We start from the raw sequence: 17619 nt of genomic DNA on the forward strand, positions 1-17619 counted from the left end.
GCAAGCCCGCCCGGACGGCCGCTGGACATGGACAAGCTGCTGGCCGCCCGGCTGCACGCGGTGAAGGTCCGCCCTTACCTGGCCGCCGCACTCTTCGCACTGCACGTGGTGGAGGACCGGTCGGTGCCGACGATGGCGGTGGACGCGCACTGGCGCGCCTACGTCTCCCCCGGATTCGTGGCGCGCACCCCGGTGGAGGAGCTGGCGGGCGTCTGGGTGCACGAGGTCTCCCATCTGCTCCGGGACCATCACGGACGCGGCGAGCGGTATGCGCGGGAGCACGAGAAACACGGCCCGGGCGAGCGTAGCGAGATGGGGGTACCCCCGGCCGGAGGCTGGGGGAGGAGCGAGATGGGGGTCCCCCCGGCCGAAGGCTGGGGGAGGCTGCGGCGGAACATCGCCGCCGACTTCGAGATCAACGACGACATCTACGGCGACGGTCTGCCCCTGCCTGCCGGAGCGGTGCTGCCGAAACTGCTGCGGTTGCCCGACGGGCTGCTGATGGAGGAGTACCTGCGGAGGTCGTCGATGTCCGGGCTCGCCGCGGACCTGGCCTGGCTGGACTGCGGCAGCGGTGCCGACGGGCAGGACCGGCCGTGGGAGCTGGGACCCGACGGGGCACAGGGCTTGAGCAGGCAGCAGCGGGACGCGGTCCGCTTCCGGGTCGCCGAGGGGATCAAGGGCCGGCCGGGCGATGCGCCGGAGGGGTGGCGCCGATGGGCTGCGGAGGCGTTTCATCCGCCGCAGCCGTGGCGGCAGTTGCTGGGTGCGGCGGTCCGCTCGGCGGCGGCCGCGCCGGGGGCGGGTGAGGACCACAGCTACCGGCGCCCGTCCCGGCGGTCGGCCGGTGTCCCCGAGGTGCTGCTGCCGAGCCTGCGCCGAACCCCGCCACGGGTCTGCGTCGTGATCGACACCTCCGGGTCGGTGAGCGACGCCGAGCTGGGCAGCGCGCTGCTGGAGGTGGCGGCGATCTCGCGGGCGGTGGGCGGGCGGCGCGACCTGGTCTCGGTGATCTCCTGCGACGCGGCGGCCGAGGTCGCCGTCCCGCTCTGCCGCGCCGAGAACATCGAACTGGTCGGTGGCGGGGGCACGGATCTGCGCTCGGGTTTCTCCCGGGCGCTCCGCTCCCGGCCACGCCCGGATGTGATCGTCGCCCTGACGGACGGCCAGACGCCGTGGCCCTCCGAGCGTCCGCCTTGCCGCACCGTCGTCGGTCTCTTCCCCCGTCCCGCTGACGCCGTGGACGAGGAGAACCCCGACTACCTTCCGGACACCCCGCCGCCCTGGGCGCGCGTCGTCACCATCAGCTGAGAAACCCGAGGTCGGACCCCGAACGGGGTTCCCGGGGCGCTCTGTTGTAGTTTCTGGGATCGACCACATCGGCTCGCTGCCGCCTCTGCCGCGGCGAGCGCCGCCCGCCAACCTTCGTGAGGCTTGGCGGCGGGGCCAGGACGGTGCCCAAGGCGCCTACCTCCTGGACAACTTGACGAAAGAGCCCCAACATGACGCCAGACAAGCGCAAGAAGGCCACATTCTCGCGTATAGGTATCAGCGCTGCCGCGTGCCTTGCGCTGACTCTCCCTCTTTCCGGAACCGCGATAGCCGACGCACCCGAGCGCGGAAAGGCCGCTCCAGCGGAGGCGTTCGGCTCCCCGGTCATGGAAGCCATGAACTGGTTTCTCCACCGGAAGGGCGACAAGTCCTACAACGGTTACTGCGAACTGGCGGTCGCCAAGGCGTGGAACCGATCCATCGTCCACCATTCGGCCAAGACGCACTGGACGTCATCGGACGGCGCCAAGCACACCTCGGGCATGCCTCCGAAGGGGTCCTTTGTTTTCTGGGACAATGGGGGAAGGAACTGGCACGTAGGGCTTTCTGACGGCTCGGGAGGCGTCTGGGGCACGAACTTCGGCCCCGGCGGCGCTATCGACTTCAAGTCGAATTACAAGAGGATTCCGGGATTCCGGTATGTAGGCTGGAAGGCCGGCAACCCCGGCTAGCCTCGGCGCTTCTCAAGGGCCCGCCGACCCAGTCGGCGGGCCCTTTTCGCTTTGCCGCCCGAACAAGTCACCAAATCCCCCTGGCCATGGATACTCCGGCCGAAACCGGACGGACCGGGTTCTGGGCAGCGGATCATGGTTGACGGCTTGCAGTGGATGATCTAACGTTTCGTTCGATCACGGTTGCGAAAACTCTCGGGGGTGAGTTCGGCCATGGTAGTCGGGGGCAAGTGAGAATTAAGTGAGTGCAATCATGGCGTAGCGTCAAAAGACGTGATGCGCATGATTGTCCTCCGTTCCACGCTCCCGAGTTGAGTGGTGAACTTCCGCTCTCCTTTGTGTTGTCCACACAGCATTCGACTTCTTACTCCTGATGTCGACCACTCTCAGTGAGATCCCTTGAAGGGGTTAATCGGGAATCGGTGCTGCTCGCTTTTCTGCATGCCCATGCGCCAGGCATTCGAGGATTCCCGTGGCGCAACTCCGGCTGTTTTCCACCGGCTATGCCCCACCAAGCTGCCCGCTGGCCTGACGCTCCTTCCGGGACGGACACCGATGACCGAATCGACCACGTTCAGCGAGACCTTCACTGTCACTGCCGACAACCCGCTGCTGCACGGGCACGTCGTCTACGGACGCAGCCTCATGCCCGGAGTCGGTTACGTGGACCTGGTCCTCCAGGTCTTCGCCCGGCATGGCCACCCCATGCAGGACGTGGAGTTGCGCAACCTCACGATCCACGCCCCGCTCGTCGTGGAGTCCGCGGAGCGCGCCCTCACCACCGTCGAGGGACACCGGGGGCCGGACGGCGACTGGCGCGTCGAAGTCCGCAGCCGACGCCCCCAGGACGCCGTCGACGTTCTCCACGCCGTCGCGACCGTGCGCCGCTGTGCCCCCGTCACCTTCACCGAACGGCTTCCGCTGCCGGTCGACGGGGCCACCCGGCGCACCACGCTCGACGAGATCTACACCTGGTGCCGCGAGTACGACCTGGTCCACTCCGGCCTGATGAAGATCAGCGGAGTCGTCCACCACCGGCCCGGCGACTGGATCGCCGAAGTGGAACTCGCCCCCGAATACCAAGGATCCAACGCCGAGTTCCTCTTCCACCCGGCCCTGTTCGAGGCGGGACTCCTCGGCGGTGGCGTCGCCATCGGCATGCTGTACGCCGACAACGACGGTCCCGGCCTCTACCTGCCGCTGATGTTCGAGCGGTTCCGCGCCACCGGAGCGCTGGGCAGCCGCGCCTACGTCCGCGTCGCCGCCGACTCCGTACGCCGGGACGAGGAACTCATACGGCTCAGCGTGGAGTTCTACGACGCCACCGGCGCGAAGGTCGCCGAGATGGGCCAGTTCGTGGCCAAGCGGGTCCGCGCCGCGACGTCCCTCGATGTCCGCGGCGACGCCTCCACCCTGCCGGCACCGGTTTCCGCGGCGCCCGCGGTGGCTGCCCCGGCCGGGGGCGGTCTGGCGGAGGTGGTGCAGGAGTTGGTGGCCGCTCGGCTGGAGGTGGCCGCGGACCAGGTGGATGTGGAGCTCGGCTACTACGAGTTGGGGTTAGCGTCGGCTGATCTGCTCTCGCTCGTCGCGGCGTTGGAGGAGCGGCTTTCGGTGGAGTTGTCGCCGACGGTGATGTTCGAGTACCGGACGGTCGCGGAGTTGGCGGAGTGGTTGGAGCCGCAAGTGCCCCCGCACATCCTGGCGACCGCCCCCACCGCTCCCGCCACGCCCGATCGGGAGCCGACTTCCCTCCCCCCGGCACCGGCACCGGCATCGGCTCCGGCTGCCGCTGCCCCCGCGACGCCCGGCGTCCGGAGCGACGATGCGCACTCCGCTCTGCACGCCGCCCTCGCCGAAGAGGTCTCCACGCTCGTAGGCGTCCCCGTCGCCGAACTCCACGCCGACGCCGAGCTGGCCGAGTTCGGGCTGGACGTGGGGGGCCTGGCGCAGCTGGCCGACCGGATGAACGCGCGCCTCGGCCTGGCCGTCCCGCTCAACGCCTTCCAAGCGCACCACACCCTGCGGACCCTCGCGGAACACCTCGGCCGTGCGCAGCGCACCCCGGCCATCACCGAGCAGCGCACCCCGGCCGTCTCCGAACGGCAGGCACCGGCAGCGCGGCCCCATCCGCTGCTGCACCGGACCGTCACCGGCGACGGCGACGGCACGACGTACGAGACACGCTTCACCGGCGACGAGCCATGCCTGCGCGACCACCAGGTGCAGGGCGGAAAGGTCCTGCCCGGAGTCGCCCAGCTGGAGATGGCCCGGGTGGCTGCCGCGAGGGCGCTCGGACAGGGCGACGCCGCCGCCGTCCGGCTCACCGACGTGGTGTGGCTGCGGCCCGCCGCCTGCGGCCCCGACGGGCTCGTGCTGCGGGTGCGCGTAGGCTCGACCACCGCGGGCGGCTGCACGTACGAGATCCACAGCGTGGACGAACGAGGTGACACCACCCTGTGCAGCCAGGGGCGCGCGGCCCTTGCCCAGGACGCCCCGCAGCCCCCGCCCCTCCTCGACGACCTGCGCGCCGCTTGCGCCGATGCCGTCCACACCGGCGCACACATCTACGGGCTCTACGACGGCATGGGGCTGGTCTACGGCCCCTCCCAGCGGTCGGTCGCCCGGCTGCGCGTCGGCACCGACCCCGACGGACGCCCCCAGGTCCTGGCCGAACTGCGCCTGCCCGCTGAGGCGGAGCCCCTCGGGGTCGCCGGTCTGATGCACCCGAGCATCCTCGACGGCGCCCTCCAGGCCACGATGGGACTGTGGCTCGCGGAGGAGAGCGATGGCCGGTCGGTCGGCCTCGCGCTGCCCTTCGCCCTCGAACGCGCCGAAGCCGTCGCCGCCACCTCCACCACCGCGTACGCGTGGATCCGCCACCGGCCCGGCAGCGCCACCCAGACCACGGCGGCACGGCTCGACGTCACCGTCCTCGACGAGCACGGCCGTGTGTGCGTGGAACTGACCGGCCTGTCCACACGTCGCCTGCGGGACTCCTCTTCCGACGACGCGATCGGGTCTGCCGGCACCGTGCCGGCGTCTTCCGGCGGCGCGGTAGGGCCTTCCGGCGCCGTGGCCGGGTCCTCCGACGACGCGGTCGGGCCGGACGCCGTGCGCCCCGGCGACATCGCGATCATCGGCGTCAGCGGCCGCTACCCGGAGGCCGCCGACCTGGACGAGTTCTGGCAGAACCTGCGCTCGGGCCGGGACTGCATCCGTCAGATCCCAGCCGATCGCTGGAACCAGCAGCGCTACGCGGATGCCGGAGCCGGCACCTGGGGCGGATTCCTCGACGACATCGACCGCTTCGACCCACTGTTCTTCCACATATCCCTGCTGGCGGCCGACTACCTCGACCCGCAGGAGCGTCTCTTCCTCCAGTGCGCCCACCACACCCTGGAGGACGCCGGGTACACCCCCGACCGCCTGTCCCGCAACGCCAAGGTCGGCGTGTTCGTCGGCGTGATGTACAACGAGTACCAGCTCCTCGGCGCGCAGGCACAGGAGCGCGGCAGGCCCGACGCCCTCTTCGGCAGCTCCTCCACGGTCGCCAACCGGGTGTCGTACTTCTACGACTTCCACGGCCCGAGCCTGGCCGTGGACACCATGTGTTCGTCCAGTCTCACCTCCATCCACCTCGCCTGCGAGGCCATCCGCAGTGGGCAGTGCGACACCGCCCTCGCCGGCGGCGTCAATCTCACCGTGCACCCCAACAAGTACCTGATGCTCGGGCAGCGCAACTTCCTCTCCAGCGACGGCCGGTGCCGCAGCTTCGGTGAGGGCGGCGACGGCTACGTGCCCGGCGAGGGCGTCGGCGCCGTCCTGCTCAAGCCGCTGGAGCGGGCCATCGCCGACGGTGACCAGATCCACGGCGTCATCAAGGGGACCGCCATCAACCACGGCGGGCGCACCAGCGGCTACTCGGTGCCCACCCCGGTAGCGCAGGGCGAGGTCATCGCCGAGGCGCTCACCGCCGCCGGTGTCGACCCGCGCTCCCTGAGCTACCTCGAAGCGCACGGCACCGGTACGTCCCTCGGCGACCCCATCGAGGTCTCCGGCCTGCAGCAGGCCTTCCGCCGCGTGGGTGGCAGCCCCGAGCGGCTCGCGATCGGCTCGGTGAAGTCCAACATCGGGCACTGCGAGAGCGCCGCCGGCATCTCCGGAGTCACCAAGGTGCTGCTCCAGCTGCGGCATGGTGAGCTCGTGCCGAGTCTGCACTCCACGCCCCTCAACCCGCACATCGACTTCGACCGCACCCCGCTGCGCGTCCAGCGCACGCTGGAGCCCTGGCACCGGCCCGTCGTGGACCGCGACGGCGAACGGCGCACCCTGCCGCGCATCGCCGGAATCTCCAGCTTCGGCGGCGGCGGCTCCAACGCCCACGTCGTCATCGCCGAGTACCGGCAGCCCGTCGGCCCCGCGCCCGTCTCGGACGGCCCCGAGCTGTTCGTGCTCTCCGCCAAGAGCGAGGCCCAGCTCGTCGAGCAGGCCCGCCGCCTGCACGCCCGGCTCGGCGGGCTGACCGACACCGACCTCCCCTCCGCGGCCTGGACCCTGCAGATCGGACGCATGGCCCTGGAGGAGCGCCTCGCCTTCGCCGCGACCTCCCTCGCCGAGGCCCGCGAGCGGCTCGCCGCCTTCGCCGCCGATCCTGCCGGGACCGGCCCCTGGGCCCGCGGCAGCGTCCGCCCGGACCGTGCCGCCGACGGTGACGCCGTACGCTCCGCCCTGGCCGCCTGGACGCGGCAGGGCTCCTACGAGACGCTGCTGGCGCTGTGGGCCGACGGCGCCGTGGTGGAGTGGGAGCACGCCCGGCCCGCAGGCACCCCCGTGCGCCGCATCAGCCTGCCCGGCTACCCCTTCGCCCGCGAGCGCTACTGGCTCGACCTCGACACCGAGGGCGCACCGCACCGTTCCGCGGGCGGCGGCGACACCCCTGACGTCGTGCTGCTGCGGCCCGAGTGGACCGCGCGCGCCGCCATGCCGGATACGCCCGCCGAGCCGTTCGCCGAACGGCACGTCGTGGTGGTCGGCCGGCTCACCGACGCCGACCGCGGCGCCCTGCGGGCCGCCCTGCCCGCCGATGCGACCTGCACCGTCCTCGGCCTCGCCGACGGCCCGCCGGACCGTCAGTACACCGAGGCGGCACGCGGACTGTTCACGCTGATCCGCGAGCTCCTGGAGCGCGGCCTGCGTCGACCCACCCTGCTGCAGGTCGTCTCCGTCGGCACCGCGGACGCCGGCGAACCGGCCTGCCTCACCGGTCTGGCGGGGCTGCTGCGCACGGCCCACCTGGAGAACCCCAAGCTGCACACCCAGTACGTGGAGTGCCTGGACGGCGCCTCGCCCGCCACCGTCGCCGCCCGCCTCGCAGCCGAGGCGGCCTCCGGCCCCGAGCCGGAGGTGCACCACCGAGGCGGCCACCGCCTGGTGCGCCGCCTGGCCGAAGCAACCTCCCGGCCCGCACCGGCGCCCTGGCGGGAGGGCGGCGTCTACCTCATCACCGGCGGCGTCGGCGGACTCGGCCTGATCACGGCCCGGGACATCGCCGCCACCGTCGGCCGTGCCACCGTGGTCCTCGCCGGGCGATCCCCGCTGACCGGGGAGCAGCGCGCCGAGCTGGACGCCCTGCGCGCCGCGGGCCTGACCGTCGACCACCGGCGTGTCGACATCGCCGACCGGCCCGCCGTTGCCGGCCTGCTGGCCCGCATCGCCGACGAGCACGGCCCGCTGACCGGCGTGCTGCACGCCGCCGGCGTCCTCCACGACAACTTCGTCGTCCGCAAGAGCGCCGAGGAACTGGAGCGCGTCCTCGCCCCCAAGGTGGCCGGTCTGGTCAACCTTGACGAGCTGACGCGCGAGCAGCCGCTCGAGCTGTTCGTCTGCTTCTCCTCGATCGCAGGCGCCTTCGGCAACCCCGGCCAGAGCGACTACGCCACCGCCAACGCGTTCATGGACGCCTACGCCGGCCACCGCAACCGGCTCGTCGACGCGGGTCTGCGCAGCGGCCGTACGGTGTCCGTCGGATGGCCGCTGTGGGACGAGGGCGGCATGGGCGCGGACGACACGGTCCGCGCGCAGCTGGGCGCCGCCGGGCTCGCCCCGCTCGACACCGAACGCGGCCTGGCCGCCCTGCGGTTCGCAGTTGCCGACGAGGACGTCCGCAGGGACGGCAGGCTGCTGGTCGTCGCGGGCCGTCGCGAGGCCCTGCTGGCCAAGCTGACGGACGGTCACGCGCCGGACGGGGCGACCGAGGGCGCACCCGTGGCGTCGGCCCCGGCGAGCGGGACCGCGCTCGCGGCCCCCGCCCCCGCTCCTGCCGACCACGACCCCGCGCCCTCCGCCGCCGAGACCGCGGCACCGGTGCTCGAAGAGCGCGCCGTCGCCCACCTGCGGCGGATGGTGGCGCCGGGCCTCAAGCTCGGTCCCGAGCGGCTGGACCCCGACACACCGCTGGAGCGCTACGGCATGGACTCGGTGCTCGCCGTGTCCATGCTCCAGCCGCTGGAGGAGTGCTTCGGTCCGCTGTCGCGGACACTGCTGTTCGAGGTGCAGACCGTGCGCGCTCTCGCCCGCCACCTCGCCGCCGAGTACCCGCGGGAGCTGCGGAGCCTCGTCGGCGAGCCCCCGGCCGCCGAGGCCCCCGCTCGGTCCCAGCCCGCCGTAGCCCCCGCACGGGCTCAGGCCGCCGAGGCCCCCGCACGGCACCAGGCAGCGGCAACCCCCGCACCGTCCCGGGCCGCCGCGGTCCCGCGCGCCGCGCAGGCCCCCTCACCGGTCCGGCACGAGCAGGACCACCGCGGCCAGGACATCGCCGTCATCGGCATCAGCGGCCGCTACCCGCACGCCGAGGACGTGGCGGAGTTCTGGTCGGCGCTGCGCGAGGGCCGGGACTGCGTCACCGAGGTGCCGGCCGATCGCTGGGACACCGGCGGCCGGGCCCAGTGGGGCGCGTTCCTCGACGGCATCGACCGCTTCGACCCGCTGCACTTCGGCGTCTCGCCCCGCCAGGCCGCCGTGATGGATCCGCAGCAGCGGCTGTTCCTGGAGACGGTGTGGCACCTGCTGGAGCAGGGCGGCGTCACCCAGGAGGTCGTCGAACGGCGCTACCGGCGGCGCGTCGGGGTCTACGTCGGAGCCGCCTACCAGATGTACCGGGCGGACGCCGCGCAGGACCCCACCCTCGCGGCGCTCACCTCGGCCGCCTCCTACAACCTCATCGCCAACCGCGTCTCCCACTTCTTCGGCCTGGAGGGTCCGAGCCTGGCGGTGGACAGCATGTGCACCTCCTCCGCCATGGCCATGCACCTGGCCTGTGCCGACCTGCTGCGCGGCGAGTGCGAGCTGGCCGTGGCCGGAGGCGTCAACCTGACCCCCCACCCCGACAAGTACCTGGCCCTCGGCGAGCTGCAACTGCTCGGGACCGACCCGGGCGCGCGCAGCTTCCGCGACGGCGACGGCTACCTGCCCGCCGAGGCGGTCGGCGCCGTCCTGCTCAAGCCGCTGGAGGCCGCCCTGCGCGACGGCGACACCGTGCACGCCGTCATCAAGAGCACCGCCTCGCTGCACAGCGGCCGCTCAGGCGGCTTCATGACGCCGAGCCACCGCACCCAGGTCGCCACCATCCGGCGCGCCCTGGAGCGGGCCGGCGCCGCGCCGGCGGACATCAGCTACGTCGAAGCCGCCGCCAACGGCACCTCGTTCTTCGACGAGGTCGAACTGCGCGCGCTGCGCGAGGTGTTCGCCGACGTCCGCGACACCGTCCCGGTCGGCACCGTGAAGTCCAACCTCGGCCACCCCGAGGCCGCCTCCGGCATCGCCCAGCTCACCAAGGTCGTCCTCCAGCTCCAGCACGGCCAGATCGCACCGCTCGTCGCCGTCGGCACCACCAACCCCCGCCTGGAGCTGGACGGTTCGCCGCTGCGGCTGTGCGACGAGCTCACCGACTGGCCGGCCGACGGCGCCGCGGACACCGACGGCCGCTCCCGGCCCCGCCGCGCACTCATCAACTGCGTGGCGGCGGGCGGCAGCCACGTCAGCATGGTGGTCGAGGCACCGCCGGCCGCCGCCGCGCCCGCGCCCGCCGCACCGGACACCGCGGCGCAGGTGGTCGTCGTCTCCGCCCGGACCGCGGAAGGCCTCGCGACGGCGGTACGGCGGCTGCACGACCACCTGGCGGCCCTGCCCGACGCGGACGGCACCGTGAGCCTCGCCGACCTCGCCCACACCACGCAGCTGGGCCGGGAACCGCTGCCCGAGCGGCTCGCCGTGGTCGTCACCGACCGCGCCGAACTCGTGCGGGCGCTCGCCGAGCACCTCGCGGGCGGTCCGGTGTCCGTACCGCTGTACCGGGGCAACGCCGACGAGGACCCCGACCCGCTGGCCTTCATCCTCTCCCGCAGCCGTGGCGAAGCCTTCCTCGCCGGGCTCGCCGGGGACCGCGCCCTGGAGGAACTGGCCGCGCTGTGGGTGCGCGGGGTCCGGGTGCCCTGGCACGCGCTGCACACCGAGCGGCGCCGGATGGTGCCGCTGCCCGCAACCGCCTTCGAGTCGGGCAGCTACTGGATCTCGCGCGTCCCCGGTGCCGCCGGATCGCAGGCGGCGGCACCGGGAACCCCGCCGCCCGCCGGCGAGGTCACCGACGCCGAGCGCACCTGGGCCGAGGATCGCGCGGAACTCCGCACAGCGGCCCCTGGCTCCCGGGCGCGGGTGACGGACCGGGTGCGGCACCATGTCGCGGCACTGCTGGGTTTCGACGCCGACCAGCTGAACGTCTCGGCCCCGCTCAACAAGCTGGGTATCGACTCGGCGACGGCCATGCGCACCCGAGGTCTGGTGGAGGCCGACTTCGACGTGGCACTGCCGGTGGCGGCGTTGCTCGGCGGGGCGAGTGTCACGGACATCGTGGACCGGATCCTGGACAGCCGGACCGGCGCGGAGACCGGGGAGCCGCTTGCGCCCGGGAAGGGCAAGGGCCACGGAGGCGTCGAGCCGCTCGGCGTGGCGGATGCCGACGGAACCGTGCGGTACCCGGCGACCCGTGACGTCATACGACTGCTGCGCACGGAGCAGCAGGGCACCCCGGGAGGCGCCCACAACATCGGCTTCGCCGTGCGGCTCACCACCCCGGTCAGCCGGGAACGGCTGAACGGAGTACTGGGCAACCTCGCCGCCCGGCACGCGGCCCTGCGCACGGCGATCGTCGCGGACCCTGAGCACGGCCTCCAGCTGGAGGTCGGGCAGAGCCTCCCCGGAACACCGCTGCGATGGTCGCCCGTCGATCAGGACACCGACCCGGACCAGCGACTGCGCGAGCTCCTGGCACCACCGTTCGACCTCGCCGTGGCGCCGCTGTGGCGGTTCGAGCTGCTGGAGTACCCGTCGGGGAAGCAGGTACTGCTCTACGGCGCGCACCACGCAGTGTCCGATCTGCCCTCACTCGCGCTGGTGGCGGCAGAGATCGGCGCGGAACTCAACGGTGAGATCCTGCCGTCCGCTCCCTCCCTGGACGACCTCGACGGTCTGATGCGGGCACAGCCGGCGCGGCAGGAGACGGACGGCGTGGAGGCCTCGGCGGCGCAGCCGCGCGAGTGGTTCTCCGGGGTCGGCAGGCTGGATCTGACCCTGGCCAAGCCCCGCCCCGCGGAGCGGTCCTACCGCGCGGCGACCGAGGTCGTGGAGGTCCCCGATGGGCTCTCCGAGCGGGTCGGAGCCGAGGCACGACGCCTTGGGATCACCCCGGCCGCCTTCTGGCTGGGCACGCTGACCATGTTCCTCGCCCGTCTGCGGGAGCGCAGCCGGTTCGTGCTGGCGGTTCCGGTGGACACCCGGATGCACGCGGAAGCGCTCGACGCGGTCGGGTTCTTCGGAGTCCCGATACCGTTCCCCGCCGAGGCCGCCCCGGACGAGCCGGTGGCCGAGGTGTTGCGCCGGACCGACCACCGTCTGGGCACGCATCTCGAAAAGGGCAGCTCCTTCTCGGACACGATGACCACGCTGGTAGCGGAGGGGCTGTACCGCGAGAACGCGCCCTTGGTCGAGGTCTACTTCAACTACCTGCCGCCACGCGGCCTGAAGCTGCCGGGACTGGAGATGCTCCCCGCGGGCACCGGCCACTCCGACCTCGATCTGATGATCAGTGTGTCGCCGGACCTGGGCCACATGCGGCTCGACTACAACGTGGACATCCTCGACAGCTCCAGCTGCGCCCGGTTCGGCGGGGACTTCCTCGACCTGATCGAGGCGGTGATCGGCCAGGCGGGCACGGGCACGGTGGGCACCCTCCCGCTGCGTCAGGCGGCGGCGTCGGTGGTGCCGGCGTCGAGGGAAACCAAGCCGGCGTCGAGGGAGATCGGGACGGCGGCGCTCACGCCGGAACCGTTGCCCGCACCCCCGTCCCGCTCCTCGGCACCCCGGTCCGTCGCTGTCGCGGCCACCTTCGCCCTGGGCAACTTCCCCGCGCTCCTCGACCTCGCTCTCGAGGGCACCGGACTCACCGTCGCCGAAGCGCCGTACCACCAGGTGCTGGCCGCGCTGCACGACCCGTCCGGCGTGCTCTGCGATCCGTCGGCCGCGGCGGCCGTCGTCCTGCTGCGCGCCGCCGACCTGGGGCGCTTCGGCGAAATCAGTGACGCGTTCCTGGCCGAACTGGGCGAGGAGTACCCGGCAGCCCTGCGCGCGTTGGCCGAACGCACGAAGAGGCCGGTGATCGTCGGCTTCCTTCCCGCCCACTCGGCCGAGGAGAGGCTCCGGGACTGGGAGGAGCAGGTGATCTCCCGGCTCCGGGACCAGGCCGGCATCGCGGTACTGGGACCGGAGAGCTTCAGCGGCGCTGACTTCGCCGACCCGTTCGACGCCGAGACGGACGCACTGGCGCACCTGCCGTTCCGGACGGAGTTCCAGGCCGCGGTGGCGCTCGCCCTCGCCGAACTGGTGCAGGCCTCCCGCCGCACTCCGCCGAAGGTGATCGCGGTGGACGGCGACGAGACCCTCTGGGACGGCATCGCGGGGGAGGACGGGCCGGAGCACGTCGGACTCACGGGCGCCCGCGGACAGCTTGCCCGCCGACTGCTGCAGTGGCGTGCCGCCGGTGTCCTGCTGGTGCTGGTCTCCAACAACGACGAGGCCACCGTACGTGCCGTACTCGACCGGCCCGACAGTCTGCTCGGCGCCGAGCATTTCAGCGTGATCTCCGCCGGTTGGACACCCAAGCCCGCGCGCCTGAAGGCAGTCGCGGAGGAACTCGGGCTCGGCCTGGACACGTGTCTGTTCCTCGACGACAACCCGACCGAGATCGCCAGGATGAGGGCGGCTCTGCCCGAGGTGCTCTGCGTGACCTGCCCGCCCGGAGAAGGCCTGCCGGAGTTCCTGACCAGGCTCTGGCCGGTCACCCCGCGCGCCGCCACACAGGAGGACGCCGCGCGGGCGGACTTCTACCGGCAGGAGAAGGTGCGCCAGGAAGCACGTTCCCGGACCGGCTTCGCCGACTTCCTGGAGCGGCTGAACCTGGAAATGGACTTCCAGCTTCTCAACCCCGACACGATGGAACGTTCCGTCCAACTGGCCCGGCGCACCAACCAGTTCAACCTCCGCCCGGTGAAGGTGGACGAGGCGGAACTGACGCGCCGGCAACAGGACGGCGAGGTGTGGACCGTCCGGGCGCGGGACAGATTCGGCGACTACGGGCAGATCGCCGTCGTGGTGATCCGCCCCGACGGCGAGACGCTCGAGGTCCTGGGCTGGATGATGAGCTGTCGGGTGCTCGGCCGCGGTGGTGAGGAACGGGTTCTCGGCTGGCTGGCAGACCGAGCCGAAGCCCTGGGCTGCCCGACCGTGCGCATGATCGCCGAGCGTACCCCCCGCAACATCCCCGTACGCCGGCTGGTGGCCGCCCTGGGCGGCGGGGACCCTGAGGCGCCGCGCCTGGAGGCACTGGTCCCGGTGGACCGGCTCCGAGACTTCCGCTCATGGGACGCCACAACAGACGAAACCGTGGAGGCAACCGCATGAAACCCAGCCCCGATCCGGGTGGCAACGTACCGGCCCGGAACCACGAGGTGGACCGGCAGTACGAGGGAGAACTGATCGAAAGCGGTCCGCGCGGGGCCGCCGCGGTCGCCGGTCTGCTGGCGCGTTTTCAGCCGTCGGAGCCGCCGACGCAGTCGGTGGACGGCGCGAACGACGCGGAGGGCGCGGGCAACGGCGCACCGGCCTGGGGTCTGGAGCAGCTTGCCAAGGCCATCGTCTCCAAGGCGGTCACGCTGCTGGACATCAAGGAGATCGACGCCGAGACCGATCTCTTCGACGCCGGTGCCAGCTCGGTGGACGCCGTGCGACTCGTCGCCGCGCTCGACCGTGACCTGGACATCAAGCTCAGCCTGGACGACGTCTTCGCCGACGCCAGGCCCCGGCGCCTCGCTCAGCGCTGGCTGGGCAGTCTGACCAAACGCACCCTGCCCGAGGTGCCGGCGACCACCCGAGTCCCCGAGCTTCCCGTGGCCTCCGTGCCGACCGCCACCACGACGGCGTCTCCCGGCACCGAACTCGTGCCGACCGATCCCGTCGCGCCGGACGAGACGCTCCCCGCGCTCGACGACCATGCCGAGGACCTGGCCCTCATCATGGCCGACCTCGCACGTGCGGATCAGCTTCCCTGGTGCGGCGACCCGGAACCGATCGCGCCGCGCCGCGTCCTGCTGACCGGTGCCACCGGCTTCCTGGGCGGCCACATGCTGCTCGACCTGCTGCGGCACAGCGACGCACACGTCGTCTGCCTGGTGCGCGGGGACAGCGAGGAGGACGCTGAACGGCGCCTGGCCAAGGGCCTCGCAAGCTTCTCCCTCCCCTGGTCGGCCGAGATCCGGCGCCGGGTCACGGTCCTCCCCGGCGACCTGCGCCAGCCCCGACTCGGGCTGACGGATGAGCAGTGGGGACAGCTGGCCGGCGAACTCGACTCGGTGGTCAGCGTGGGGGCGGCCGTGGACTTCCTGCGCGGCTACCCGTCGCTGCGCCGGACCAACGTCCTCGGCGTGCTGTCCCTCGCCGAACTCGCGATGACCGGACGGCCCAAGCCGCTGCACCACATTTCGTCGATCGCCGTGTTCAACGAGATCGGCATCGCCTCGATGGGCGAGGACGACCCCGTGGCACATGTGGACCGGCTGACTGCGGGGTACGACAAGTCGAAGTGGGCGGCCGAGGCAGCGCTCAGGCGAGCCCGTGACCGTGGCCTGAAGGCGACGTTCCTGCGCCCTGGCGGCATCGTCGGTCACACCCGCACCGGTGCCTACAACCCGCACGACATCAACACGGGCCTGTTCTCCGCCACCTCCCGCTACCGCGTCGTGCCCAAGATCAACTACTCGAACGCCGCCCCGGTGGACTGGGTGAGCCGCATCGCGACCGCGGTGATCTGCGAGCCGAGCGGCTGGGGCCAGAACTACCACCTCACGGGACGGCCGGACACTCTCACCGAGATGGTCCGCGATCAGGAGCTCGGTGGCCTGAACGTACGGGTGCTGCCGTGGGAGGCCTGGCTGAAGGACTTCCTGGCCCGTACCGAGGCCGATCCGGTCCCCGAACTGGAATTCATGGCCAGGGTGCTGCGCAACCCCGCCGGCCAGAAGCTCGTCGAGGCGAGCGTCACGGCCCCGCAGGCGACGGGGGAGCGGACCGAGGCGTTCGTCGCCCGGCACAAACTGCCACCGCCTGCCCGCGTCGACGCGCAGGCCCGGCTGAAGAGCTACGAGCGAATGGCCCGTGACGGCCTGGTGATCCTGCCCAGCCGTGACGACCCGCCGTACCTGTGGTTCCGGGAGACGATGCGCGGCAAGGTGGGCCCGGTCGACGGCGAGCCCGACATCCGCTGCACCTTCGCGCTGACCCTGTCGATCGCCAGCATGTACCAACTCGTGCAGCACCGCTCCATCGACGTACGCGGCACGGTCTCCTGTTCCCTGCTGCACGCGGATCCGCTGACCGTCGATGACGGCGAGATCTGGGTCCGCCCCCACGAGGGAGTGCCGCACCGCCACGGCATGGAGCACCCCCTGCTGCGCTACCGCCTGGCCCTGCGCGACTCCGACGGAAACGGCTGGTGGCTGGAGGGCTGGAAGACAGCCCGGGCCCGTTTCAACTACATGGAGCAGGCGCGCACCCTCACCATCCGCGCCGGCCGCGAGGGCGAACCGGCGAGCCTGGCCGGAACGATGAAGGTGCCGAAGAAGTCCTACAAGCGAGAGCAGATAGACGGCATCCGGGTCAATCCCGATCTGTCGATGCGGGAGCAGCGGGTCGCCAAGCTCAGCTGGCTGGGCTGGTTCGGCGCGCAGCTGGGCCAGGGCCTGCTGGAGCCCACCCTGCGCGCCGGCGCCGAACTGCTCGATCTGCGCCCGGACGCCATCGACCGCGACAAGGACAGGTACCAGGCCAAGCTCTCGAAGTGGGAAAAGGACAGGAAAAACCTCCGATGACACTGCGACCGCTCTATGCCCCGATGGACCGCGTCAGCGTCGAGCAGATCCCGTTCCGGGCATCCGACGGCACGGAGCTCGGCCTGTGCCGGCTGACCGCCAACACTCCCGCCGAGGAGACCGGCACCGACCGTCCCGTGGTCCTGCTCCTGCACGGCCTCACGGCTTCGGCTGACATGTTCGTGCTCCCCGAGACCCGCAACATGGTGGACGTCCTGCTCAGCGCGGGCTACGAACCGTGGCTGCTGGACTGGCGGGGCAGCTGCCGCCTGCCGCACAACGAGGGCCGCGTCCGGTACACCTTCGACGACGTGGCGCTCTACGACATCCCGGAGGCGGTGTCGTACATCCGCGACCGGATCGGCGGGCGCCGGCTGTTCGTGGTCGCCCACTGTCTCGGAGCGCTGTCGCTGTCGATGAGTATGACGGCCGGCCTGGTGCCCGGTCTCGCCGGCGTGGTGGCCCAGGGGCTCTTCATGACGCCGAAGTACTCCGCGAGGTCCCGGGTGCTCGGCCACCTCGGCAGCGAGTGGGGCCGCTCCCGCTGGACCCACCTCCCGGTCGACTTCAGCAAGGTGGGCTTCCGCTCGCGCTACACGCCGGTCTTCGCGCTGGCCTCCCTCTCGGCCGCCGAATGCGACGACCCCACCTGCCACATCCTGCACAACTCCGCCTGGGGTATGGGCGCGTCACTCTACGTCCACGAGAACCTGCACGAGACGACCCACGATCGGCTCGCCCAGCTGTTCGGCGCCGCGCCCACCTGGATCAGCCCGCACCTGCGGCGCATGGAACTGGCCCACACGGCGATGCCCTGGAACACGGCCCAAGGCTATGGCCAACTGCCGGAGAACGCCCTGGACAGCGCAGATCGCATCGACTGCCCCGTCCTGCTGCTCGCCGGCAGTGACAACAAGACCTTTCACGATTCAAACGAGCTGTGCTACGACATCCTGTCCAGCCGCTACCCGGACCTTGACGTCCGGTACATCGAGATTCCGGGCTACGGCCACATGGACCCCTTCATCGGCCGCGGTGCCGCCCTGGACGTTTTCGGCCACATCGTCGACTTCCTCGACGAGAGATCCGCCGCGACTCTCTGAGGGCTCGCGGATCACTGACCTCGGTCTCACCTGAGGGTCCGC

The 17619-nt window shown here is 71.8% G+C and carries 5 protein-coding genes; all 5 read left to right on the top strand.

Annotation, left to right across the window (positions count from 1 at the left end; all coding sequences use genetic code 11):
• The first annotated feature begins 27 nt into the window (after positions 1–27).
• The 5 genes from AC4BDD_RS30365 (at position 28) to AC4BDD_RS30385 (ending at position 17577) form a co-directional block, all read left to right on the top strand.
• Positions 28–1311: a vWA domain-containing protein gene (locus AC4BDD_RS30365; protein WP_490691981.1), complete on the top strand. Its 1284-nt coding sequence runs from the start codon at positions 28–30 to the stop codon at positions 1309–1311.
• Positions 1312–1502: 191 nt separating this feature from the next.
• Complete coding sequence (locus tag AC4BDD_RS30370; RefSeq protein ID WP_490688689.1) at positions 1503–2003, top strand: hypothetical protein; 501 nt, start codon at positions 1503–1505, stop codon at positions 2001–2003.
• A 555-nt stretch (positions 2004–2558) separates the two neighbouring features.
• Positions 2559–14012 carry an HAD-IIIC family phosphatase gene (locus AC4BDD_RS30375; protein ID WP_490688690.1) on the top strand — a complete coding sequence of 3818 codons (11454 nt, stop codon included), beginning with the start codon at positions 2559–2561 and terminating at the stop codon, positions 14010–14012.
• On the top strand, positions 14009–16474 hold the full coding sequence (locus AC4BDD_RS30380; protein WP_490688691.1) for a thioester reductase domain-containing protein: 2466 nt from the start codon (positions 14009–14011) through the stop codon (positions 16472–16474). The genes AC4BDD_RS30375 and AC4BDD_RS30380 overlap by 4 nt, the downstream gene beginning before the upstream one ends.
• Complete coding sequence (locus tag AC4BDD_RS30385) at positions 16471–17577, top strand: alpha/beta fold hydrolase (RefSeq protein WP_490688692.1); 1107 nt, start codon at positions 16471–16473, stop codon at positions 17575–17577. Before AC4BDD_RS30380 ends, AC4BDD_RS30385 begins: the two co-directional genes overlap by 4 nt.
• The last annotated feature ends 42 nt before the right edge of the window (positions 17578–17619 follow it).

The organism is Streptomyces sp. JLBT605 (assembly GCF_058215555.1).

Bases quoted from the DNA above. Each gene is read 5' to 3' on its own strand.
- AC4BDD_RS30365 (WP_490691981.1), top strand. From the start codon at position 28: ATGGACAAGCTGCTGGCCGCCCGGCTGCACGCGGTGAAGGTCCGCCCT.
- AC4BDD_RS30370 (WP_490688689.1), top strand. From the start codon at position 1,503: ATGACGCCAGACAAGCGCAAGAAGGCCACATTCTCGCGTATAGGTATC.
- AC4BDD_RS30375 (WP_490688690.1), top strand. From the start codon at position 2,559: ATGACCGAATCGACCACGTTCAGCGAGACCTTCACTGTCACTGCCGAC.
- AC4BDD_RS30380 (WP_490688691.1), top strand. From the start codon at position 14,009: ATGAAACCCAGCCCCGATCCGGGTGGCAACGTACCGGCCCGGAACCAC.
- AC4BDD_RS30385 (WP_490688692.1), top strand. From the start codon at position 16,471: ATGACACTGCGACCGCTCTATGCCCCGATGGACCGCGTCAGCGTCGAG.